Below are 20486 nucleotides of genomic sequence, written 5' to 3'. Positions count from 1 at the left end.
CCTCAGCCGTGTCGTACGGGCGGGTCCCGCCGGGCACGACGTCACACGATATCGACTGTCGCCGGTCCATGGCCGGTTTCACGAGGGCGGCGAGCCGCGCCTCTCAGTGCCCGGTACTTTCGACCGGGTCCACGGTGATCGGCACGCCGGTCAGCCGCTCGCTCTCCGTCCACAGCCGCGCCGCCACCGCGACGTCCAGCGCCCGCGCGCTGCGGCGGGCCCGCACCGGCGGACCGGAGTTCTCCATCCGGTGCGCCGGCCCCCAGTAACTGCCGCTCTCCGCCTCCGGGTCGGTCGCGGCCCGCAACGTCGGCAGCACCCCGTCGTCGAGCTTCATCGCCACGTACCGCCCGACGGCGTTGACGACGTCGACGAACCGGTCCCGCCCCTGGCCCGGGCCGGTGTACGTCCACCCCGGATGGGCCGCGGTCACCCGCACCGACGCACCCGCCCCGGTCAACCGGCGGTCCAACTCCAGCGCGAACAGCAACACGGCGAGCTTGCTCTGCGCGTACGCGGCGAACCGCCCGTAGCGCCGCCGCTCCCAGTTCAGATCGTCGAAGTCGATCCGCCCGGTGCGGTACGCGTTGCTGGCCACCACGACCACCCGCGACCCCTCGGTCGCCCGCAGCGCCGGAAGCAACCGACCGGTCAGCGCGAAGTGCCCGAGGTGGTTCACCCCGAACTGGGACTCGAAGCCCTGCCGGGTGCGCCGCAGCGGCGGATACATCACGCCCGCGTTGTTGACCAGCAGGTCCAGCCGGTCGTGCGCGGCCCGGTACGCGGCGGCGAACTCGGCCACCGAGTCGAGATCCGCCAGGTCCAGCCGGAGGAACCGCACCTCACCCGACGGGAACTCGGCCCGGAGCCGCGCCACGGCCGCCTCGCCCTTGCCCGGATCGCGGCTGGCGAGCACCACCCGCGCACCCCGGCCCACCAGCAGCCGGGCGGTCTCCAGCCCGAGGCCGGTGTTGGCGCCGGTCACGATCGCGGTACGTCCCCGCTGGTCGGGAACATCGTCGTACGTCCAGCGCCTCATCGGTCACCCCTTCGGCCCGCCGCCGACGACCGGCATCGCAGGCGTGACAAGGCTTACCGCCTCCCGCCGCTGCGTCAAGCGCGATCGTGTCGGTGGGCTGTGGCAGGGTCCCACCCGTGCACGACCACCACGCCCTGCTGGCCCGGATCACCGCTCGGATCCGTGCGGACGACATCGCCGACGACCTGCCGGTGCCCCTGCCTCCGGACGCCATCGCCCGCGCCGAGCAGCGGCTCGGCTTCCGCCTGCACCCGCTGCTCGCACAGCTCTACGGCGAGCTGGCCAACGGCGGTTTCGGCCCCGACTACCAACTCCTCGGCCTGGTCGACGGAGCCGACGGCGACCAGGCCGTCGACGTCTACCTCACCGCCCGCACCGACGCCGCCGGTACGGAGTGGGCCTGGCCCGAAGGCGTCCTGCCCATCCTCGACTGGGGCTGCGGCATGTACGCCTGTGTGGACTGTCGATCCGCCGACGGCACCGTGCTGCTCTTCGAACCCAACCCGGGCGACCCCGACGCCGCCTGGTTCGTCGACTCGCCGAGCCTGCACGCCTGGCTCACCCACTACGTCGAGGACACCGGCTGGTGGAACGCGGCGGAGGCGGGCGAGGACCCCGGCGAGATGCCCCTCTGGGACGAGGCCCGCGCCCGCGCCGCCGACTGAGCCGGGCAGGGGACGTCGCGCGTGTCCCCTGCCCGTCACGTTGCGTTCCTGCTCAGGCGGCCTCGTCCAGGCGTCAGCGCAGCTCAGGCAGCCTCGTCCATGCGTCGGCGCAGTTCGGTCGGCAACGTCAGGTCGGCCGCCGCGAGACACTCGTCGAGCTGCGCCACCGAGCTGACCCCGACGATCGGCACGATCGCCGGATCGCCACCGGTCAGCCAACTCAACACCACCTGGTTCGGGGTGACGCCCAACTCGGCCGCCGCCTCCCCCAGCACCCGCAACCGGCGCTCGGTGCCCGGGTGCGCGTAGTGCTCCGGCAACGGCTTGTCCGACCGGGTGTAGGTGCCCCACAACAGCGTGCTGTACGCGAACATGGTCAGATCGCGGCTGCGTACCAGGTCCAGCAGCTCGTCCCCGGCGTGCACGTGCCCACCCTCCGGCAGCACGGTCGCCGGACGCGGCAGCAGATACGAGTAGCGCTGCTGGACGACCGTGTACGGGGTCCAGCCCCGCGCCGAGGCCAACGCCCGCGTCTCGGCCAGCCGCCAGGCCGCGTGGTTGCTGGCGCCCAGTGTCCGTACCCTGCCCTCGGTCACCGCCTCGTGGAACGTGGCCAGCGTCTCCTCGTCGGAGGTCACGCGGTCCTCCCGGTGGGCATAGTAGACGTCGAGATGGTCGACGCCGAGCCGCTTCAGCGAGCCGGCGAGCTGCTCCCGGATCACCGACGCGCCGAGTCCCTCGGCCCCTCCGCCGGCCGCCAACCCGGAGCCGACCTTCGACGCCAGGACCAGATCGTCCCGGTTGCCCCGGCTGGCCAGCCAGCGACCCAGCACCGTCTCGCTCTCGCCGCCGGACCCACCGGGCACCCAGAACGAGTAGCAGTTCGCGGTGTCGATGGTGGTGCCACCGGCCTCGACGAACCGGTCCAGGATCGCGAACGAGGTCGCCTCGTCGATCACGGTCCCGAAGGACATCGCACCGAGACAGAGTTGGCTGACCTGGATTCCCGAGCCACCGGACAGTTCACGTCGTCTCATCGTTCCTCCAGAGATGGGCGGGATCCGCCGACCGGAGCCTGGGTACTGCGCCGGACCTCCACACGACCGCGCGTCGAGGTGGATTGTGACGCTACTGAACCGTGGCGGATCTCGAAGGGACCTGTCGGTCAAGTCTGTGGCGCCGCCGGGCGGGTGAGGCTGCGCCAGAGCCATCTTGCCGCGACGGCCGCATCGGGGAGTGGGTCGCGTCGGAGCCAGGCGGTGATGATGCCGATCGTCATGCCCGACAGTGCGGCGGCAAGGACGTCGCGGGGCAGGTCGTCCTCGTCGAGGGCGGTCGGCGCGTCGAGGCCGCTGGTGATCAGTTCCTCGATCCGCTCGCGGAGAGCTGCGGCGACGATCGAGGATCTGTTGCTCTGCAGGACCTGCCGGTAGACGGTCGCGTTGGCGGCGATGTGTTCGAGATAGAGCCTCATCTCGGGTGCGGTACCCGGGACGAGGGGGTCCCGCCTGGTGGTGTGGATTCCGGCGGAGGCCTGGTCGACGGCGCTCTTGAGTGCGGCCGTCAGGAGTTGTTCCTTGTCGTCGTAGTGCTGGTAGAAGGTGCTGCGGTTGATGCCCGCCCGGCCGGTGATGTCTCCGACGGCGATCTCGTCCAAGGGGCGTTCGCGGGCGAGGGCCAGTAGCGCTTCCTGCAGGCTCGTCCGTGTTCGCGCCACCCGTGGATCCATGGCTCGATCCTGTCACGTCCTTCTCGGCGGCGACTTAACCAACATATGTTGGATAACCAACGAGTGTTGGTTTACTGTCTGGTGGCCGGGCGGGCCACCTGCCCGGAGCCGCTGTCAGGGGAGGACTTCGTGGCAATACTTCTGCACCGTCTGGGGCGTTTCGGCGCTCGCCGGTCCGGGATGGTGATCGTCGGATGGCTGGCCGTGCTGGCACTCGCCGTCGGCGGGCTGGTGACCTTCGGAGGCTCGCTCGCCACCGGTTTCTCGATCCCGGGCACCCCGACCGAGAAGGTCAACGAACGGCTCGTCGAGGCGTTTCCCGAACTGACCGGCGCCACCGGCTCGGTGGTGTTCACCAGTGCCGAGGGGGCGTTCACCCCCGCTCAGCAGGCACGGATCGGCGAGGTGCTGGCGGGCATCGGGCAACGCGACGGCGTAGCCGCGGTCATCGACCCGTTCACCGCCGCGCAGCAGCGCGCCGAACAGTCCAGGCGGCTCGATGCCGGTCTCGCCGCCCTGGAGAGCGCCCCTCGGCCGTTGACGGCCGAACAAGAGACCCAACTCCGCCAGATGGAAGACGCCACCACGCTGAGCGGTGCCGCCTCGTCGATCCGGACGGTCAGCGAGGACCGAACCGTCGCGGTAGCCGCCGTCATGTTCCGCGACGGCATCTTCAACCTGTCACCGGAGCTGCAACGCGACATCGCCACGGCGCTGGACGAGGCGGATATCCCCGGAGTCGCGGTCGACTACTCCTCGACCATCGCCGCGACGGCCGGCAGCCCGTTCGGCATCGGCGAGGTGATCGGGCTCGCCGTGGCGCTGATCGTCCTGCTCATCCTGCTACGTGCGCTGATACCCGCCCTCACCCCGCTGCTGACCTCGATCGTGGGCGTCGGCGTCGGTGTGGTGGGATCGATGGCGTTCAGCGACGTCGTGGACATGACGTCGGGGACACCGATCCTCGGCGTCATGCTCGGACTCGCCGTCGGCATCGACTACTCCCTGTTCATCCTCGACCGGCACCGCCGTCAGGCCCGCGACGGCATGCCGGTGCACGAGTCGATCGGTGTCGCCAACGGCACGGCGGGAACGGCGGTCGTCTTCGCCGGCTCCACGGTGGTCGTCGCCCTGGTCGCCCTCGCGGTCACCGGCATCCCGTTCCTCGCGGTCATGGGCGCGGTCGCCGCGTTCTGCGTCATGGTGGCGGTCCTGGTGTCGATCACCCTCACCCCGGCACTGCTGGGCCTCATGGGCAAGCGCGTCCTGCCCGGACGGAGCCGGGCCACCGTCCGGCGACAGAAGCCGCCACAGCCCATGCGCACGGGACGGGCCGTCGCCGCGACGGTACTCGTCGTCGCCGTCCTGACGATCATCGCCGTACCCGTCATGTCCCTGCGTCTCGGCCTGCCGGACGGCTCCTCGGAACCTCCGGACAGCCCCCAGTACCGCGCATTCGTCAAGGTCGCTCAGGGCTTCGGCGAGGGAATCAACGGGCCACTGCTCGTCGTCGCGGAATCTCCCACGCCGGTCGCCGAAGCCGACCAGGTCGCCACCCAGGCCGAGATCGTCACGACGATCCTGCGACAGCCGAACGTCGTCGCCGCCGCACCCGTCGCGGTCGCCGCCGACGGCAAGACCTTCGCCTTCCAGGTCGTACCGGCCGAAGGACCGAACAGCACGACGACCGAACAACTCGTCAACGACCTCCGTGCCCTACCACCACTCGCGGCGGACATGACCATCGGCGTGGCCGGCCAGGCCTCCGGCAACATCGACATCTCCCGGAAGCTCGCCGACGCCCTACCGGTCTACCTGCTCGTCGTGATCGGGCTGTCACTCCTGATCATGATCGCGGTGTTCCGGTCCCTGCTCGTGCCCATCGTCGCCACCGCCGGGTACGTCCTCTCCCTCGGCGCCGCACTGGGCGCGGTGACTGCCATCTACCAGTGGGGTTGGCTGGCCGACCTGTTCGGCATGCACAGACCGGGGCCCGTGCTCAGCTTCGCGCCGATCGTCATCATGGGCATCCTGTTCGGCCTGGCCATGGACTACCAGATCTTCCTGGTCTCCGGCATGCGCGAAGCCTTCGTACACGGCCGACCCGCCCGACTCTCCGTCACCATCGGGCACCGCCGAGGACGCGTCGTCGTGACCGCCGCAGCCATCATCATGATCGCCGTCTTCGGTGGATTCGTCTTCTCCCACCTCACGATGATCCGGCCACTCGGCTTCGGCCTCGCGGCCGGAGTCCTCTTCGACGCCTTCGTCGTCCGGCTGGTCCTGGTCCCGGCACTGATGCATCTTCTCGGCGACCGCGCCTGGTGGCTGCCGGCCTGGCTCGACCGGGCACTGCCGAACGTCGACATCGAAGGATCAGCCCTGTCCCGGAGCGAATCCCTCAGTGCGGTGATGACTCCGATGTCGCGCACGCTCATGTCCTCGCCGGTGTCTGCGGATCGTCCGTAGGCGGGCGGCGGCTGCGGTGCCGGGTGGGCCAGCCGAGGAACCGGTCGAAGACATCGGCGGTGCCACCGGTGTCGTGGGGGTGGAGCTGACGCAGATCATCGATCGCGTCGTGCAGGCAACTGGCCAGGCAGAGAAAGAGGCTGACCGGGCTGTCCCGGTACCCCGCCAGGAGGGCGACCTTCGCTGCGCCGCACGGCCACGGCTGGCCGCACCGCCGACACAGCCAGAGCGGACGCATAGGCAGATGCGGCCGGGACGGCTCGACGCGGACTGCCTCGACCGGCCGCCCTGGCAGCGCCATCGGCCGTAACGGCGGTTGCTCCGATGGCGCGGGCGATCCAGCGCCGACGGGACGGTCTTCGTCGCTGTTCATCGCGGACCGCGCTTCCGTGCCTGCCGCTCGAACACAGTCCGCCAAACGTGTGTCAGCAGCGGCGGGTCGGCCGGTCCCGGCTGTACCGGCGGAGCCGATGTCGACCGGTCTCGCGGCAAATCGCCCAACTTCGCGTTGCGCGAGACGTACACACTCACCGCCGGCCCCCACTCGGACCCGCTGTTGGTTGGTGGTGGGCTTGCCGACCTGCCGGCGAGCCCACCACCATTGGCCAACGGCGGGGAACAGACCGTCGGTCGCCCGCCCACGCAGCCCCGATGGCGGTACGCGAACGAGGAGTCACCCGTACGGTCGACGGAGTGCCCGGCGCGAGCACTTGCCGGTGCATCGGGCCGCATTCCGACCTACCGCCGTGAGGCACGTCCATCTGGCTCTCCCTGAGGTGAGACAGAACCACCCCGATGCGGAGTCGTACGCGGACCATGCGGGAACGGTGTTCGGGAAGCTGTCGAGGTTCATGCCGCCTCCCCGTTCAGGTCACGGGCGTCGGCGACCCACACCGCCAGGTCGGCGAGCGTCGACCGCTGGCCGTCACCGCCGGGCACAGCCCACACCGCCTGCGCGGGACACAGGCCCACCGTGGCGGCGTGATCACGGGCTCCGGTAGCAACCGGCACCAGCGGCGACATCTCGGCCAGCAGGCGGCGTAGGTTGCGTTCCCGGGCGGCCGAGTGCAGCCAGAACAGCACCGGCCACACCCGCCCCAACGCGACGAACCAGTGCCGGTAGCCGAGCAGCTTGCCGGTCAGCACCGACAGCTGCTCACCACCGGTGTCGTACTCCACGAAGAACGGCACCCCGACACCCCGCACCGTCCACAGGCCGTAGCCGTCCGCACGGACGCGAGGCTGATAGCCTCGTTCCCGATCGCCGTGGCGGTGTTGGCTCGGTAGGCGTGGGTGCGGGCAGGCCACCCGAGGAACCGGTCAAACAGTGAGGCGGTACCACCCGCCTCATTGGGATTGAGCCGGTGCAGGTCATCGATCGCGTCGTGCAGGCAGCTGGCCAGGTAGAGAAACAGGCTCACCTGGCTGTCCCGGTACTCGGCCGCGAGGGCGAGCTTCGCCGCGCCGCACGGCCACGGCTGCCCGCACCGTCGGCAAAGCCACAGTGGCTGCATTGGCAGATGCTCCTGCCGGTATACGCCTGCACCATTCGCTCGGGCCGGGCCCTGGTCCCGGTCGCCGGTCATCGGCGGCCGGCTTCCCGGACCTGCTGCTCGAACAGTTGACGCCAGGCATGGGTGAGCAGCGGTGGATCAGCCGGGCGAGTCGTTTGTGGCGCAGCGCCCTCGGTGGTCAACGTCCTTCGCCAAAGGTGGTCGGCTTTCGCGTGACGTGAGACGTACACCGTCATGCCAGCACTTCCGTTCGAGACGGTGGGCGGTGGGCTCGCCGGGGGAAGGGCGAGCCCACCGCCGCCGCACGGCGGCCTCGGGCAGACCGCCGATCACTCACCCGCGCAGCCCCGATGGCGGTACGCAGGCGAGGAAGACTCCGATACGGTGCGCTCCAGGACAGTCCGAGCCGGCGATTCGATCCGCTCTTTGGTAGGCCGGTCATCGATTCCTCCATTCGCAGCTCTCTGCCAGGCGATCCAGGCCTAGGCATCGACATGCGACGGTGACCTGGGGTGCACTGAACGTAGGGGCGATCTGTAGAAGGGACCGGGAAAATTCGTACCGGGTCAGGCGGAAATCAGCGGGCAGGGTGATGGTGTGCGAGGAATGACGGACGACATGACGATCGGCCAGCGCGTCGCCTTCTATCGGCGGCGGCGAGGGCTTTCCCAGGAGGTGCTGGCCGGACTGGTCGGCAAGACCCAGGAGTGGCTACGCAAGGTCGAGACGAACCGCGCCGACCTGGACCGCCTCTCGGTGATTCGCGCAATCGCCAAGGCCCTCGATGTCTCTCTTGGGGACCTCATCGGCACACCGAGCTTGTTCGAGTGGTCCGACGACTCAGGGCGTGAAACCATTCCCGCGTTGCGCGCCGCGCTTCACGACTACCGGCACCTCGCGCCCGCTCTGGCCAGCCCCGCTGCTGTCGATGCGCCAGCCCTGCGTGAGATCGAGAACGACGTGGCCGAGATCTGGACCGCATACCAACATTCGCGATACGGCACCCTCGCTCGCCGGCTTCCGTACCTCATCCACGACTGCCTGACCGCCACTGAGGCCTACGACGGCGACGGCGGCCAGCGCGCACACGCGATGACCGCCTACGCCCACCAGCTCGCCGCGCTGTTCCTCACCAAGCTCGGCGAGGGCGACCTCGCCTGGACCGCGGCCAGCCGAGGACTGGCTGCCGCCAACGCCAGCCACGACCACGTCGTCATCGGCTCGCTCAGCCGCTCCGCCGCGCACTCCCTGGTCTCTATCGGCGAATACGCGCAGGCCCGAGGTCTCGCCGCCACCGCAGCACAGTTCCTCGAACCACGGCTGACCAAGCCCACACCAGAACTACTGTCGGTCTACGGCAGCCTGCACCTCGTGTGCGCGCTGGCCGCCGCCCGTGACGACGACCGCGCCTCCGCAGACACCCACATCGCCGAAGCCGACGCCGCAGCGACTCAGCTCGGCGCCGACGCCAACCACGTGTGGACCGCCTTCGGGCCGACCAATGTGTCGATCCACAAGACGACCGTGGCGATGGAACTCGGCGACGTGCAACGCGCCATCGCCATAGGTGCCCCACTCGATACCGGTGTCCTGCCCGTCGAGCGGCAGGTCCGCCACGCCATCGAGACCGCGCGAGCACTGGCGCGCTGGAACCGCATCGACGATGCCCTCGGCGCGCTGTTGGACGCGGAGGTCATCGGCCCAGACCAGGTGCGCTACCACCGGCTCTCCCGCGACCTTGTCCGCGACATCCTCATCCGCCCCCGGCCGCCTCGACTGGCCGTCGAACTCAGCGAACGGATGGGCGTCCGATCGGGTGGACCACGCTGGTAGCCGTCGTCAGACCAGCCGGCTCGTATAACCGGCCGCCACCAGTCGCTCGAAGGCGGCCCGGACCTCGTCCGGCACCTCCTGTGGGATCGCGAACCCGCGCTCGGCGTACACCTCGATCCTCTGGGTGTCGCCGACCAGCATCTCCACCACTCGCCGCGGGTCGCCGATGCTGTGTACGTAGTCGTCGAGTGCCAACGGGTTCGACGCGCAGACCACGTCGACCTCCGGCCACATCAGCCTGCATGTGGCGTACGCTCGACGCTGCTGGTAAGGCCGCGACATGATCAGCACTGACTGCACCGGGATACGCCGTTCGGCCAGCAGTTTCCGGGTGTACTCCAGGTTCTGAGCGGTGTTCGTCGCCCGTGGCTCCACGAGAATCGAATCCGCCGGTACGCCCTGCTCCATCGCGTATTCTCGGTAGTGCACAGCCTCGCCGCGAGGGAACCGCTCCACCGTCGTCGGCGCGTTCGCCCCGGTGAACACGATCCAGGGAAACAATCCCTGGTGGAACAGACGCGTCGCGATCACCGCGACACCAAGGTCATGGCTGCCCAGCCCGATCCCCACGTCACACGGCCTCAGCTCGTGGCCCATGTCGTGGTAGCGCCACAGCGTCTCCACATCGACACGGATCTCGTCGGGGATCGACTCGGCAGGCGCCGCCGGGCGCTGACTCATCAACAGGTACCAGGCCGGACCGTCACCGCAGCCCCTCGTCGGATCGGCCCAGTGCCGCCAGGCCCGCCCTCGCTACCTCCAGCGGCACGACAGCGGCGACCGGTTCATCCTGCTCGCTGAGGTAGACGACCTGCCCCTCACGAACACTCCGCAGCAGCTCAGGCAGCAGAGCCGAGATCGGGAGGTCATCCGGCGTGGCGTAGGTCCGGTCCGCACTGGGTTCCCTCATGCCGCCAGCGTAGGGGTTGTGAGGCGACGGGGCGACGCCGACTCCAAGCAAGGATGCTCTGGCCTAGCTGCGGTCGTCCCCGTCCAGCAGAATCGCCCGCACCGACCTACGCACGATCCGACGCACGACCGACCCTATCCACACCCGACGGAATCCCCTGGCGGGCTACACAGCCATTTGATCTTCGAGCCTGACCGCTGGCATCACACCGCGTCACACCGACGCCGACCCGGTCCAACGGCTCGCGAGCACCCGACGAGCCTCCGGCGGACACGAAAAAGGCCCCGACCGGCAGAGTTCTACCAGGTCAGGGCCTTGCTGCTGGTGCGCCGCCAGGGACTCGAACCCCGAACCCGCGGATTAAGAGATTGACCTTGGTCGAGCAATTCGGTCCAAGTCGGTCGCTGGATTCCATCTGTTCGCGTTCATGGCGGTGATTTCTCTAGACGGCGTCCCACTCAGTCCGCCCGTTGCGAGCCTGTCCCTAGCGCCCGAGCACCCAGGGAGCACCCACTGATGAACCAGTTCGTTGACGGGGAGGTCAGCGCCATGCGAGCGAGGTTCAAGGACTGGGGCTCACGAGTTCGGCAAGGCGGTCGGGCAACGCCCGGCGAGCCTGAGCGTTAGGCCGCACTGTTGTTGCGAAGGGCGGCTGGTTGTCAATCCACAGCAACGCGGAGAGATCAGCGGGCATGACCCATCGCGGCGGGTGGGCCAAGTTAATTTTTTGCGCGCCAATGAAAGCGTCACCGATGTTGAACTGGAAGCTAATCGTCGGCTCGCCCGCCATCAACCTGTCTACGTCGTCCAGGTCTACCCTGGTGAAGCGGTGAGCACCGGCGGCGACCACGAGGGGAACTTCGTAGCGGTCCGCCAGTTCCGCGTACTTGCGCACTTTGTCGTTGACCGCCCGCGTCAGCCGGGCGGCATCGACAGGACCAGCTACTCCACTCGGCGCTGCAAATTGTGCGAATAGTCCATTGTTTGAGGCAACCTGGCCGAAGCGATCAGCGAGCACGAGAAAGGTGTATCCGTAGGCGGTGACGCTGGAGGCCGATGGGGACTGCAGTAGGCGCCGGCGTACCTCTTGGGCGACCTTCTTAGCCGTGCCCGCGTCGGGCGCCTTGGGCGGCATGTTGCCGGCCTTCAGGACGAGCACGACACCGACAGGAATCTTCGCGATGCGTTGTTCAAGCGCCTTCCAGGCTCGTTGGCGCGCAAACGTCTCTCGCGGCGGCTGGTCGGTGTGAACCTCGACAAACATGACTGGGCTGCCGTCGGGCGATAGCACGGTCCAATCCGGAGTCAGGCCACCGTACTGGCGTTCGTACGCTACGAGGTACCCAGCCGACCGCAGCGCAGCGCCCGCCGCCAACTCCATCGTGACCGGCCAGAAGAACTCGTCCTTCCAGAGCCTGCCGGCTAGCTGCTCGGCGTCAGAGAAAGGAAGCAGGGCGAGCTGCTCGTCGTACCAGTCCCGCCAATGCTCAAAATCCGGCTCCACTGCGATGTCGAAGGTCAGCCGGCGGCGGTCAGGGGGCAGGCTGCCGAACTGTTGTCGGTGGCGGGCAACGAAATCCTGCCCGAAGAATTTTCCAGACGTCACAGTCTGATCATCAGCCTGGAGTCAAGCAGAATCGCGCTGAGAGACTTGTCCTGGGGCGGACGCCGTCAGGACGCACGCTGCGTCGCCTCCCGCCGACCTACCCGAAGTGGCTTCTGCCCCGGCTGGCAACGCCGCCTCAACCGTTTTGCGGCGGAGCTGACACCCGCGGTCGTGAGGATGCGGCCGAGGAACCGTTTCGCTGTTCGCGAGGATCGCCCCCGCCCGCGCAGCTGACAGACACGGCGTCGAGCGAGGGCCACGGCGCCGGCGAAAGAGGCGGGGAGAACGTTAGCGGTTGAGGTAGGCGGTCAGGCCGCCGAGTTCTTCGCTGGCGATGAAGACCGACCGTACGTGGGTGGCTTTCTCGACGTGCGCGGCGCAGTCCCACGCCGCGTCACCCCACGAATCGGCGACCTTGATCTCGGCCGGCGCGGTGCACCCGGGAGCGCCGCTGAACTGGCAGCGCTCGGGGTGCGGCGTGGCAGCCTGCGCGGCCGCCGCGGTGCGTATTCGGGCGGCCAGCTCTGCGGCGGCGGTGGCGCGCTACATCGATCCGGCCGGCGGGTAGGTCGCATCCTGGTGGTGGGTGGCAGCGGCGGGTCGACGATCACGGTCGCGAGTGCCCGGTTCTGGCGGCGGATCTCGGGTACGAACGGGGTCTCCCAGAGCCGGCGGCGACGGCTTGGGCCTCGGTCCAGCAGCGGTGGGGTCTGCCTGACCGTTGCGCCCTACGGGCAGGACGGCGGGGCGGTAGTTTGTCGGACGCGGTGGGCAGAATGGCGGCCATGACAGCCAAGGTTTGGATCTCACAGCAGCCGTCGCTGCGGTTCGTGCTCGGGAGCGAAGGGCCGTCCGGCTGGGACGAGGTCGGAGAGATCAACTCCAGTCGCGAGACGGACCTGTGGCGGCAGGTGCAGACGTACCTGGGATATCGCAGGGAGGGTCCTCGTCGCCGTCTGGACTTCTACATCGATGGCGACGAGGACCATCCGTGGGTGCTGGCTGCCCGATCGGCATCCGACCTGCGGTTCTGGCTGGCGATCGACGTGTTCGGAGACGGGAAGCGGTTCCTGGTCGCGCGCCGGCAGGCGAAGCTGGCCACGTTGGTGCGGCGGACGCCGGAGGCCCATCCGGGGTTGCTGGCGCGGCCAGTGTTCTTAGGGGTTCGCCTGACGGCAGGTGATGAGGGCCTCTTCGACGATGTAGGCCGTACAGTTGACGACCCCCGCCCGCCGGCCATCGAACCAGGGCCTGACCACCCGGGCTTTTGACGCGGGCAACACTCACATGGACAAGGCCCGCTCCGGCTCACCAAATCGGCAGGCGGGGCTTGACTGAACGTCCTGTAACGACGGTCGGTCGAGTCATGTCCCACCCGAGTGGGCGGCACCTAAAGTGGTGCGGTGCTGACCCTCGGCGTCGACCTCGCAGCGGCGGACAAGCGTACGGCGATGGCCTCGATCGAGTGGCTGCCGGACCGCGCGATGGTGCGGGACCTGGTCCTCGACGTGGGCGATGTCCCTATCGTCGAGGCAAGCCAGCACGCGGACAAGGTCGGGCTGGACTGCCGTTCGGCTGGCCCGAGTCTTTCGTCGCGCTCGTGACGGCCCATCGGTCCGGCCATGTCACCGTCGCCGAGGGCGACGGCGCTCAGTGGCGGCGCCGCCTGGCCTACCGGCTGACGGACGAGGTGGTACGCGGAGAAGCCGGCATCATCCCGCTCAGTGTGGCCGCAGACCGCATCGCTCATGCCGCCTTCCGTTGCGCCGGATTGCTGGCGATGCTGGCCGCCGCCGGACAGGACGTCGACCGGTGCGGCGCCGGCCGGATCGTCGAGGTGTACCCGGCTGCGGCTCTGTGCCGCTGGGGGTTGTCCTACCGCGGTTACAAGGGACGAGGTCAGAACGTGCAGCATGCCGACCTCGTGACCGCACTCTGCGGGGCCGCGCCCTGGCGGGAACTGGGCGCATTCGAGGCGCTGTGTCGGCGCAGCCATGACGCGTTCGACTCGGTCGTCGCGGCCCTGAACGCGCGTGCCGCAGCGATCGGCATGGCAACCCGACCAGACGACGAGCAGCGGGAGGTCGCACGTGTCGAGGGCTGGATCGCCCTGCCCACCGGCCCGCTCAGCGGCCTTGTCGCCGGTGCGGAAGCAGGCGAAAGGCGTTCATGACCTCAGGGCTGAGTTGGCTGGACAGTTCTCGCGACGACCAGCAACGCATGCGCGAGTTGCTCAAGCTCTTCAGCGACACGGAAAGCCGGGACGAGTTGGGCATCGGTCAGGTACGCGACGCGTTCAGCGACCTGCTGTTCCCCGGTACTTCGGTCCTGCAGAACCGGGCGCGGTACCTGTTGATCGTGCCCTGGTGCTTTCAGGAGGCGCAGCGGCGTGGGCTGCGCGGTGACCGCCTCGCCGCGCAGGTCGACCGCAACGAGCGGAAGGCGATCGCCGCTTTGCTTCGCGAAGAGGACACGGCGGGCGTGATCGGCCGACGGGCCGGAGTCGGGGTTCGCACCCTGCCATCGAACATCTACGCAGCAGCCCTGCTGAAGTACGGCATCCGCACCGGTAGCGATGACGACGCACCAGACCGACGACGGGCATCCCGGCTGACCGAAGCCGACGAACTGACCGAGCGGTCGAGCGGCAGCTGGCACCCGACCCTGCCAGGGGCACCGGCGAACTTCCCGAACGAGGTCGAGGGCGGGCTCAGGCTACGCCCGGACGAGGCCCGTTGGCTGCGCGAGAGGATCCTCGACGCGGCACCTGGCACCCTGTTGGCGTACCTGCTCGAGCCCGAGCATCGCCCGGGTTCGGACGGCGAGGCGCCGTGGGACGCGCCGATCGCGCTCACCGCGCCGGAGCCGATCGGCTCCCTGCTGCGGGATGCGCAGCGATTCTCGCTGGCGATGCACGGCGCGGCGCTGCTGTACAACCTGCTCGTCGCCGAGCGGTACGAGCAGGCGGGCCTGTCCGAGCACGAGGAACCGGCGGACCGGTACCGCGACAGGCTGTCGGAGTGGACCGATCGGGTGTCGGCGGAGCAGAGCCTCAAGGGCTGGGATCGGTCGGGGATGTGGACGCTGCTCGTCAAGAAGAATCCGCGGATCAGCACGAACGTCAAGGCACGGCAATTCATCGAGCGGTGGCTCGACGCGGTGACGAGCGGAGCTGCTGGCGACGCTGCCGTTGACCTGGCCCTGCGGGACCTCGTCGGCGAACGGGAACAGTCGGTGAAGAAGGGCCAGTCGCGGCTGATCAACGACAAGCTGTTGCGCACGTGGAGCGGCGCTTCGGGCAGCCGACGGCTGGTGTTCCGTTGGCCGCAGGTTCACCAGATCCTCACGGACATCCACGACGGCTGCGCTGCGGGTCCTTCGGAGGCTGCCGGTGTTCGCGCCTGACTCCCGCGCGCTGCTGCTCGACTCCTTGCGCCCGCCACCGGGCGCGCGGTTGTCCCGGGCCGTGGCGTTGACGTTCACCCTGGACCTGGAAAGTCTGTTGGTCGCACCGTTGGCGTTCGCCGCGCATGGCCTGCGGGAGTCGGCGGACCCGATCGCGGTCATGGAGGGTGTACGGCGCTGCGCGGACCGCATCGACGTGTTCTGTCAGGCGGGGCAGATCGTGGTGCCGTCAGGGGCGTCGGCGCTGTTGGCGTTCGTCGAGCCGATGGTGCACCAGGTGCACCGGCCCAAGCCGGGTCACCTGTTCCACCCGAAGCTGTGGGCGCTGCGGTTCATCGACGACACGACGGGACAGATGTCGCTGCGGCTGCTGGTGCTCAGCCGCAATCTGACCAAGGATCGCGGCTGGGACGTGTGCCTTCGGTTGGATGGCGTGCCCGGCACCCGCCCGAGGGCGGACAACCGGCCTCTGGCTGACCTTCTGCGGCATGCGGTGCGGCTGGCGGTCACGCCGCTACCGGCCGCCCGGCACGCGGCGATCGAGGCGCTGTGCGAGGACCTGCGGCGCGCCGATTGGGAACTACCTGAAGACGCCCGAAGCATGGTCTTCCACGCCCTCGGGGTGCCTGGTAGCCGCCCGCCGGATTTCGCGGGGACGCGTCACCTGGTTATATCGCCGTTCTGCACGCCGGGTGGCCTGAACCGGTGCGCGCCCAGCGGCATGCTGTCGGTGGTGAGCCGGCAGGAGGCGCTCGACCGTCTGCCCGAGGAGAGCCTGACAGGTGCCGAGGCGTTCGTGGTCAGCGCCTTGGCCGGTCTGCCCGCCGAGGAGGCGCCGCCGGGTCAGGAGGTGCTGCACGGTCTGCACGCGAAGGTGTACGTGGTGGAGAAGGGCCACCAGGCGCGGGTCCTGCTCGGCTCGGCGAACGCCACCGACGCGGCGTTCGGCGGCAACGTCGAGTTGCTGGTGGAGTTGGGCGGCAGCCGGAACCGGTGGGGGATCAACGCCCTCCTCGGGCCCGACGCGGGTTTCCGGGAGATCCTCGAACGGCACGAACGCCAGGACGTCACCGAGCCGGAACCCGACACCGGTTTGCTACGCGACCTCATCCGTGACATCGCCGCATTACCCATGTCAGCCACCGTCACGACCTCAGCCGTCGGGTACGAAATCCGGCTCGACTCGCAGGAATCCGTTCCTGAGGTGACGGGTGTACGGATCACCGTGCAGTTGCACACGCGCCGTGGTGAAGCGGTGTCGCTGGTTCCGGGGCAGCCGGTGTCCGCGGTGTTCGTCGGGCTCGCGCTGGCCGATATCACCCCTTTCGTCCTGGTGGTCGCCGAAGACCGTACGGGCCGGGAGCAGACCGTTGTTCTCGCCACCCTGATCGGTGACCCGGCCCATCGGCTTGACCACGTCCTCGCCCAGCAGATCGACACGCCGGAGAAGTTCCTGCGGTTCCTGTTGTTGATGCTCGGCCTCGGCACCGAGGCTGCCGCCGCCGTGAGCGGCGACGCCGGCGGGCAGGGCGTCTGGCGTACCGGCGGCACCGGCATCCTCGAACTGCTACTCAATGCTCTCGTGGACCGCCCGGAGCAGCTCGACGACCTGGCCCGGTTGGTCGCCCGTATCGAAGCCGACGGCGACAGCAGGCGGCTGCTGCCGCCCGGATTCACCGAGCTGTGGCGGGTCATCGACCAGGCACGGGACGTGAGCGCAGAGGAGATGGGCCGGTGAAGCGGTACGACGCAGGGCCGGTCATGGCCGGCCTGAAGGACTTCCAGCGCGCCACCGTCGCGCATATCGTCGACCGGTACTTCGGTGCCGACCCGACCCGCCGGTTCCTGGTCGCCGACGAGACCGGACTCGGCAAGAGCGTCGTCGCCCGGGGCGTCATCGCCCAGACCCTGCAACGGCTGCAGGACGACGACAGCGTGGAACGGGTCGACGTCATCTACGTCTGCTCCAACCAGGACGTCGCCCGGCAGAACATCGACCGGCTGCGGGTCACCGCCGACAAGACCGTCACCCTGTCCAGCCGGCTCACCCTGCTCGCCAAGCACGCACATCGGCTCAACGCGGCGACCGCCACCACCGGCAAGCCGATCAATCTGATCGCGTTCACCCCTGGCACCTCCTTCGACCAGGGCTGGCGGACCGGTGCCGTGGAGGAGCGGGCGCTGATCTTCCTGCTCCTCGAACAGGCCCACTCATGGGGCGGCTGGCGAACCCGAGCCGCGCTGCGCGCGTTGCAGGCGACCGTCGCCACCCCTGAACGCTTCGAGGAGCAGTGCGACAAGCTCTGGGAGCAGCTCGAAGGAGAGATCGACCCGACGATCGCCGAGGGGTTCCTGCGTCGTGCCCGCCACGGCGGCCTGCTCGACGAGTTCGACGCGCTACTCGACGGCATCGGTCGACGCCCCGCCCTGCCCGACGCGCTGCGGGAGAAGGCCCGCACACTCACCGGTGCTTTGCGAACGGCGCTGGCCACCGCCGGAGTCGAGGTCCTCGACCCGGACCTGGTCATCCTCGACGAGTTCCAGCGCTTCCGGGAGCTCCTCGACCCGGACGGTGGCGATAGCGCGGAACTCGCCCGGCACCTGTTCGACCATCGAGCCGCCCGAGTGCTGCTGCTGTCGGCCACCCCGTACAAACCGTTCACCTTCGCCGAGGAGGCTGGTGCCGGCGAGGACCACTACCGCGACTTCCGGCAGGTCCTGCGCTTCCTCACCGACGACGAGTGCTGGCACGCCGACGTGACGAAGACCTTCGAGGCGTACCGGGACGCCCTGGTCCGCGGCGAACCCTGCGGCGACCTACGCGACCGGCTGCGCGCCCTGTTGTTGCGGGTCATGTGCCGCACCGAACGGCCCGCGCTGGGCCAGGACGGGATGCTGAGCGAACACCTCGACCTGGCCGACGACCTCGACCCCCGTGACGTGCGCGGCTACGTGGCGATGCGCCGGGTCGCCGACGCCGTCGACGCACGGATGTCGGTTGAGTACTGGAAGTCCGCCCCCTACTTCCTGAACTTCCTCGACGGCTACCAACTCGGCGACAAGGTCCGAAAAGCGCTCGACGGCAAACCGGAACCCGACGTCACCGCGCTGCTGGCCACCGCGCAACTACTCGACGCCGACACGATCAACCGACGAGAACCCGTCGATCTCGGCAACGGCCGGCTACGGCGACTCGCCGCAGACACCGTCGACCGGGGCTGGTGGCGACTGCTGTGGCTGCCCCCGTCCCTGCCCTACCACACCCTCGACGAACCGTTTACCACCGCAGCGGCCGAAGGCATCACCAAGCGACTGTTGTTCTCCTCCTGGAACGCCACCCCCACCGCGGTGGCCGGACTACTCAGCTACGAAGCCGAACGCCGGCTCGGCGGCCACGGAAAGGAAAGCCGGCACCTCGACTACCGCACCGAACACAACCGCCCAGCAGCCATGAGCGCCCTGGCAATCTTCTGGCCCCATCCCGCCCTCGCCGCGCTGTGCGATCCGCTGGCCCTGGCCCGGCAGCGACCGGACGAGACCGCCCCGCTGGCCGTGTTCGAACGCGAGGTGCGGGAACGGCTACTCGCTCACGTCTCCACCGATACGGCGGTCGCCGAAGCGAGCCCGGCTGAGCCGTGGGAACTGGTCTTCCGGTGGCCCGGCGCCGACCCCGGCCCGGACGACGCCGCTGCCGCCCTGGGTACCACCGCCGACGAGCAGACAACGGCCACCGGCCTAGATCGGCACGTGGAGCGAGCTCGTGAACTGGCCAGCAACGCCCGCTACCCGGCAGCAGACCATCTCCACGGTCTGCTCGGCAGCGTCGCGGAGATCGGCATGCACGGGCCGGGCAACATCGCCTGGCGGGCCCTGTCCCGACTGATCCACCCCGACGACGCGGTCACCTCCGCAGGGCACTGGCGCGCCGCGGCGGTACTGGCCAACGGACTGCGGTCCCTGTTCAACCGGCCGGAATCCGCCCAACTGCTCGACAGCCTGTCGATGGGCCCGGTCTACTGGCAGGCGGTACTGCGCTACTGCGCCGCCGGCGATCTGCAAGCCGTCCTCGACGAGCACCTGCACACCCTGCGCAGCGGGGCCGCCGACATCCGCCTCGACGACGAGGAACTCTGCCGGCTGGCCGACGAGACACGGCAAGCAATCACCAGCCGACCATCGACGTACGAAGCCTTCGACCCGCGTCATCCCGAAGAGCGGATCAAACTGCCCGGCCGGTTCGCGCTGCGCTACGGCGGCCGCGGCGAAGAACAATCCCAGGCCGACCGCAAAGCAGTCGTACGGCGGGCCTTCAACAGCCCGTTCTGGCCGTTCGTTGTCGCCACGACCAGCGCCGGCCAGGAAGGCATCGACTTCCACCAGTGGTGCTCCGCCGTCGTGCACTGGAACACCCCCGCCAACCCCGTCGACTTCGAACAACGCGAGGGCCGAGTGCACCGCTTCGGCGGACACGCCGTACGCCGCAACGTCGCCGCCGCACACCGCGCCGCTGCCCTGCGCTCCCCCGGGCCGGACGTATGGAAGGCCCTGTACGACGCGGCACGAGCAAAATCCGGAGAACTCGGCGACTTCGCCCCGTACTGGGTGTTCCCCGGCCGGGCAAAGATCGAACGGCACGTCCTGCCGTACCCCCTCAGCCGCGACCAAGCGAAACTCGACCGGCTCAAATCCGACCTGGCAATGTACCGGCTGGCGTTCGGCCAACCCAGGCAGGAGGACCTGCTGAACTTGCTGCGACGGCGGGAGACCGGCGCGGCGGGCGTACCCGACATCCTGGATCTGCGACCGGCCCCTGAATGGAAGCGACAGTGACCGACCAGCCAGCCTCGCAGCTCATCCTCACCGCAGCGCGCCATCTCGCGAAACACAAGCTCGACTTCAGCCGAGCGGAGCTGATCGACGAGGTCCAACGGCGCGACCCCACGCGGCACCCACAGTCGCTAGGCCCGGTCATCCAAGGAATGACCCGGTATACCACCGGCGGCCCGCCGAGCCCGTGCGGGACGCCGCTCATTCGGGTCGGGCGCGGCCGGTACACGATCGCCGACAGCAGCCAATCGACTTTCGTCTTGACGCAGCCGATCAGCGCGATGTCGACCCGCATCTCGCCGGGCTCGGCCGGCTTCGAGTGCCCGTTTGGGAGCTGGGCCGGGATCGCTGGCTGAGTTGTAGGGTAAGAGGTCGACCACCCGGCGGCGGCCCGCGACCTTTACATATCGCCGCTGTACATCCGCCGGCGCGCCTACGCCGAACCTCGTCACCACCGGCCGCCTCGTCGAACCCGAGCATGTCGAAGGC

At 69.1% G+C, this 20486-nt stretch carries 20 protein-coding genes and 1 pseudogene; 10 read left to right on the top strand and 11 right to left on the bottom strand.

Annotated elements, in window-relative coordinates; translation table 11 throughout:
• Positions 1 to 103: 103 nt before the first annotated feature.
• Positions 104 to 1039 carry an oxidoreductase gene (locus ACQVFL_RS06330; protein WP_431728935.1) on the bottom strand — a complete coding sequence of 312 codons (936 nt, stop codon included), beginning with the start codon at positions 1037 to 1039 and terminating at the stop codon, positions 104 to 106.
• A 116-nt stretch (positions 1040 to 1155) separates the two neighbouring features.
• Between ACQVFL_RS06330 and ACQVFL_RS06325 the strand changes: the two genes are divergently transcribed.
• Positions 1156 to 1704 (top strand): SMI1/KNR4 family protein, encoded by a 549-nt coding sequence (locus ACQVFL_RS06325; RefSeq protein WP_431728934.1) that lies wholly within the window; start codon positions 1156 to 1158, stop codon positions 1702 to 1704.
• Between the two features lie 83 nt (positions 1705 to 1787).
• Here ACQVFL_RS06325 and ACQVFL_RS06320 read toward each other — a convergent pair whose 3' ends face one another.
• Together ACQVFL_RS06320 and ACQVFL_RS06315 are read right to left on the bottom strand one after the other, a co-directional pair.
• Positions 1788 to 2741 (bottom strand): aldo/keto reductase, encoded by a 954-nt coding sequence (locus tag ACQVFL_RS06320; RefSeq protein ID WP_431728933.1) that lies wholly within the window; start codon positions 2739 to 2741, stop codon positions 1788 to 1790.
• A gap of 128 nt (positions 2742 to 2869) precedes the next feature.
• Positions 2870 to 3433 carry a TetR/AcrR family transcriptional regulator gene (locus tag ACQVFL_RS06315; RefSeq protein WP_431728932.1) on the bottom strand — a complete coding sequence of 188 codons (564 nt, stop codon included), beginning with the start codon at positions 3431 to 3433 and terminating at the stop codon, positions 2870 to 2872.
• Between the two features lie 81 nt (positions 3434 to 3514).
• On the opposite strand from ACQVFL_RS06315, the gene ACQVFL_RS06310 reads away from it, so the two are divergent.
• Complete coding sequence (locus ACQVFL_RS06310) at positions 3515 to 5902, top strand: MMPL family transporter (RefSeq protein ID WP_431728931.1); 2388 nt, start codon at positions 3515 to 3517, stop codon at positions 5900 to 5902.
• Here ACQVFL_RS06310 and ACQVFL_RS06305 read toward each other — a convergent pair.
• The 5 genes and pseudogenes from ACQVFL_RS06305 to amcA (ACQVFL_RS06285) all read right to left on the bottom strand — a co-directional run bounded on the left by ACQVFL_RS06305 (position 5868) and on the right by amcA (ACQVFL_RS06285) (position 7652).
• A complete protein-coding gene (locus ACQVFL_RS06305; protein ID WP_431728930.1) occupies positions 5868 to 6203 on the bottom strand; it encodes a hypothetical protein in 336 nt (111 codons plus the stop codon). The two genes, ACQVFL_RS06310 and ACQVFL_RS06305, sit on opposite strands and share 35 nt — an antisense overlap.
• 68 nt (positions 6204 to 6271) lie before the next feature.
• Positions 6272 to 6634: a multiple cyclophane-containing RiPP AmcA gene (amcA, locus tag ACQVFL_RS06300; protein WP_431728929.1), complete on the bottom strand. Its 363-nt coding sequence runs from the start codon at positions 6632 to 6634 to the stop codon at positions 6272 to 6274.
• Positions 6635 to 6751: 117 nt separating this feature from the next.
• On the bottom strand, positions 6752 to 7108 hold the full coding sequence (locus tag ACQVFL_RS06295) for a hypothetical protein (RefSeq protein WP_431728928.1): 357 nt from the start codon (positions 7106 to 7108) through the stop codon (positions 6752 to 6754).
• Between the two features lie 53 nt (positions 7109 to 7161).
• Positions 7162 to 7488: pseudogene (locus ACQVFL_RS06290) on the bottom strand (hypothetical protein); the annotation flags it as partial.
• On the bottom strand, positions 7485 to 7652 hold the full coding sequence (gene amcA, locus ACQVFL_RS06285) for a multiple cyclophane-containing RiPP AmcA (RefSeq protein WP_431728927.1): 168 nt from the start codon (positions 7650 to 7652) through the stop codon (positions 7485 to 7487). The pseudogene ACQVFL_RS06290 and the gene amcA (ACQVFL_RS06285), both read right to left, overlap by 4 nt.
• 370 nt (positions 7653 to 8022) lie before the next feature.
• Between amcA (ACQVFL_RS06285) and ACQVFL_RS06280 the strand changes: the two genes are divergently transcribed.
• The gene (locus tag ACQVFL_RS06280) at positions 8023 to 9249 is read left to right on the top strand and encodes a helix-turn-helix domain-containing protein (protein ID WP_350693427.1); all 1227 of its coding nucleotides are present in this window, start codon (positions 8023 to 8025) and stop codon (positions 9247 to 9249) included.
• A gap of 6 nt (positions 9250 to 9255) precedes the next feature.
• On the opposite strand, the gene ACQVFL_RS06275 is transcribed toward ACQVFL_RS06280, so the two are convergent.
• The 3 genes from ACQVFL_RS06275 to ACQVFL_RS06265 form a co-directional block, all read right to left on the bottom strand.
• A complete protein-coding gene (locus tag ACQVFL_RS06275; RefSeq protein WP_431728926.1) occupies positions 9256 to 9930 on the bottom strand; it encodes a YdcF family protein in 675 nt (224 codons plus the stop codon).
• 22 nt (positions 9931 to 9952) lie between these two features.
• Entirely contained in the window at positions 9953 to 10159 is a 207-nt protein-coding gene (locus tag ACQVFL_RS06270; protein WP_431728925.1) for a hypothetical protein, read from the bottom strand.
• Between the two features lie 562 nt (positions 10160 to 10721).
• On the bottom strand, positions 10722 to 11765 hold the full coding sequence (locus ACQVFL_RS06265) for a hypothetical protein (protein ID WP_431728924.1): 1044 nt from the start codon (positions 11763 to 11765) through the stop codon (positions 10722 to 10724).
• A gap of 785 nt (positions 11766 to 12550) precedes the next feature.
• Here ACQVFL_RS06265 and ACQVFL_RS06260 point away from each other — a divergent pair.
• The 7 genes from ACQVFL_RS06260 (at position 12551) to ACQVFL_RS06230 (ending at position 20353) form a co-directional block, all read left to right on the top strand.
• Positions 12551 to 13036 carry a hypothetical protein gene (locus ACQVFL_RS06260; RefSeq protein ID WP_431728923.1) on the top strand — a complete coding sequence of 162 codons (486 nt, stop codon included), beginning with the start codon at positions 12551 to 12553 and terminating at the stop codon, positions 13034 to 13036.
• A gap of 132 nt (positions 13037 to 13168) precedes the next feature.
• Positions 13169 to 13369 carry a hypothetical protein gene (locus tag ACQVFL_RS06255; RefSeq protein WP_431728922.1) on the top strand — a complete coding sequence of 67 codons (201 nt, stop codon included), beginning with the start codon at positions 13169 to 13171 and terminating at the stop codon, positions 13367 to 13369.
• Positions 13366 to 13938, top strand: coding sequence for a DUF429 domain-containing protein (locus ACQVFL_RS06250; protein ID WP_431728921.1), 573 nt, complete (start codon positions 13366 to 13368; stop codon positions 13936 to 13938). Before ACQVFL_RS06255 ends, ACQVFL_RS06250 begins: the two co-directional genes overlap by 4 nt.
• Positions 13935 to 15170 carry a DUF6361 family protein gene (locus ACQVFL_RS06245; RefSeq protein ID WP_431728920.1) on the top strand — a complete coding sequence of 412 codons (1236 nt, stop codon included), beginning with the start codon at positions 13935 to 13937 and terminating at the stop codon, positions 15168 to 15170. Before ACQVFL_RS06250 ends, ACQVFL_RS06245 begins: the two co-directional genes overlap by 4 nt.
• The gene (locus ACQVFL_RS06240) at positions 15157 to 16908 is read left to right on the top strand and encodes a phospholipase D family protein (RefSeq protein ID WP_431728919.1); all 1752 of its coding nucleotides are present in this window, start codon (positions 15157 to 15159) and stop codon (positions 16906 to 16908) included. Before ACQVFL_RS06245 ends, ACQVFL_RS06240 begins: the two co-directional genes overlap by 14 nt.
• Positions 16905 to 20000 carry a helicase C-terminal domain-containing protein gene (locus tag ACQVFL_RS06235; RefSeq protein WP_431728918.1) on the top strand — a complete coding sequence of 1032 codons (3096 nt, stop codon included), beginning with the start codon at positions 16905 to 16907 and terminating at the stop codon, positions 19998 to 20000. The genes ACQVFL_RS06240 and ACQVFL_RS06235 overlap by 4 nt, the downstream gene beginning before the upstream one ends.
• The gene (locus ACQVFL_RS06230) at positions 19997 to 20353 is read left to right on the top strand and encodes a DUF7669 domain-containing protein (RefSeq protein ID WP_431728917.1); all 357 of its coding nucleotides are present in this window, start codon (positions 19997 to 19999) and stop codon (positions 20351 to 20353) included. Before ACQVFL_RS06235 ends, ACQVFL_RS06230 begins: the two co-directional genes overlap by 4 nt.
• Positions 20354 to 20486: the final 133 nt, after the last annotated feature.

This window comes from Verrucosispora sp. TAA-831, assembly GCF_050780145.1.
Taxonomy (GTDB): Bacteria; Actinomycetota; Actinomycetes; order Mycobacteriales; family Micromonosporaceae; genus Micromonospora.
The sequence above is the reverse complement of the archived record's forward strand: the minus strand, read 5'-3'. Positions and strand labels throughout refer to the sequence as shown.